2 protein-coding genes and 1 pseudogene are annotated in these 2,183 nt (G+C 60.1%); 2 read left to right on the top strand and 1 reads right to left on the bottom strand.

Annotated features, from left to right (window positions below; all coding sequences use genetic code 11):
* Positions 1 to 670 (top strand): MBL fold metallo-hydrolase (locus tag ACTG3T_RS01900; protein ID WP_439100572.1); only part of this gene is annotated, 670 nt, incomplete at its 5' end.
* Positions 671 to 701: 31 nt separating this feature from the next.
* Positions 702 to 1,598, top strand: a complete 897-nt coding sequence (locus ACTG3T_RS01905) for an alpha/beta hydrolase (protein WP_439100573.1) — start codon at positions 702 to 704, stop codon at positions 1,596 to 1,598.
* On the opposite strand, the pseudogene ACTG3T_RS01910 reads toward ACTG3T_RS01905, so the two are convergent.
* Positions 1,595 to 2,183: pseudogene (locus ACTG3T_RS01910) on the bottom strand (iron-containing alcohol dehydrogenase); the annotation flags it as partial. The gene ACTG3T_RS01905 and the pseudogene ACTG3T_RS01910 overlap by 4 nt on opposite strands.

Genomic DNA, 2,183 nt, shown 5'->3' on the forward strand with positions numbered 1-2,183 from the left:
GGTCGCTGTCGACTTTTACCGCGGAGCGGGCTACACCGAAGAACAACTTGAAAAATACAAGAAACGCTTTGGCTTCTTTGGCAAGGCCGTGTCCACCTTACCGGACCGCTACCGACGACTGGTGGATCTGGAAACGCTTAACATCGGCGGTCGCTACTGGCAGATCATGGAAGGCAGCGGCCACTCGCCGGAGCATCTCTGTCTCTACTGTCCCGCCCTCAAGCTGTTTATCTCCGGCGATCAGGTGCTACCGCGAATCACGCCCAACGTATCGGTTTTCCCCACGGAGCCCGAGGGTGATCCCCTCAAATACTGGCTGCGTTCGAGTGCCCGCCTCCGCGAGCGCCTCCCGGAGGATCTGCTGGTCCTCCCCTCCCACGAAGCCCCCTTTTACGGGCTTCACGTGCGTCTGACACAGATTCTTGAAGCACACAAAGAGGATTTAAGCACGCTGTTTAAACTCCTTGCCGAGCCAAAACGGGCGGTGGACTGCTTTCCGGCGCTGTTCAAACGGGACATTGGTGACGGTTCTCTGGGGCTTGCCACCGGAGAAACTCTCGCCCATCTCAATTGCCTCCTGGGCCGCCGGCGCATTCGCCGTCATCGCGACGAGCACGGCGTGAACTGGTATGTGCAGGACCCGGATGCCGTCGACCTTGATGACGACTGATGACGATTAAAGCTCTGAAGACGAGAAAAATATGACTATGCTGCAGCGACTGAAAGTCGGTCTATTCCGTAAGTATTACCGCTTCAGTGCGCGCCAGGCCTGGCACGCACCCGACGTGCACAGCTCTCCAGGCTTTCTGGAATTACCCACCTCCGCAGGACCTCTGCAGGGACACCTGTATCGCGGTGAACAAAGCAGCGAACGCCCCCTGGTGATTTACTTTCATGGTGGCGGCTGGGTGATTGGCGATCTGCAGACTCATCATGCCTATTGCCAGGCACTCTGCGATGCCTCGGGTGCGACCGTCATCGCCGTGGACTACCGCCTGGCGCCTGAACATCGTTTTCCCACGGCCCAGGATGACTGCCTCGCTGCCGCCGAGGCCATCCTCGATCGTCTGTCGGATTTTGGCCCTGGCAACGGATCCATTGTCCTGGCGGGAGACAGTGCGGGTGGTCAGCTATCGCTGTGCACGGCGCTCGCCGCCCAGGGTGCTTTAAAGGAAACCATCGCAGGATTGGTGCTCACCTATCCGGTGGTGAATCACTACACTCGGCCGTCACCATCCTACGTCGACTGCGCCAAGGGTCAGGCCCTCACCAGCGATATCATGCGCTGGTTCTGGGACAGCTACCTGGGTGATCAGGACCCGGAGGGAGAAGCAACCCAGCGTGCTTTCCCCATTCGAAGCAAGGCACTGAGCACGCTACCGCCGGCCATTTTATGCACCGCGGGGCGGGATCCCCTTCGCGATGAGGGCATGGCCATGGCCGATGCGCTCCGGGATGCAGGCGTGGACGTCCAGCAGGAGCACTACCCGGACTCGGAGCACGGCTTTGCCTGCTCCATGGGCCCCACGACGGATTACAAAGCCTGGCTTGACCGCTGTGGAGCCTGGATTGCCCAGCGCCCGGGCAAAACGCCCTAGGCGCTGATCTTGGCGAGTATCTCCTTGCAGCCCGCCTCATCGAGGAGTCTGGGTGCGAAGTAGCCCGTGGCCTCCGTCACCGCCAGACCGGTCAGATAGTCAAAGTCGGACGCTTCGATCTTCTCCGATGTGGCAGGTATACCCACGGCGTCTCTCAGTGCCACCACCGCATCGATAAACGCCTGCGCCTGCTCTTTGGCGCTCTGTCCCGCTTTAGCAACATCAATGAGCCTGGCAAGCTCGGCCAGAGAATCCTCCGCCTCAGCGGCACAATAATCGAGCACATGAGGCAGCACCATGGCGTTCGCCAGACCATGGGGAATCTGATACTTGCCCCCCAGTTGGTGAGCAATGGCGTGCACCGTGCCCACATTGACCTGATTGATGGCAATTCCCGCGTAGTAGGAAGCCAGCGCCATGGACTCCCGAGCCTCTGCGTCATCGCCCTGGGTATAGGCGCGCTCGAGGTTCGCAAAAATGATGCGGATGGCACGCTCGGCATTTTCCTTGCGCGTTCCGCGGTCCCAGCGACAAATGTAAGCCTCGATGGCGTGGGTTAGGGCATCCATACCCGTCGCCGCGGTA

The organism is Congregibacter sp. (assembly GCF_965660375.1).
In the GTDB taxonomy this organism is placed as follows: domain Bacteria; phylum Pseudomonadota; class Gammaproteobacteria; order Pseudomonadales; family Halieaceae; genus Congregibacter.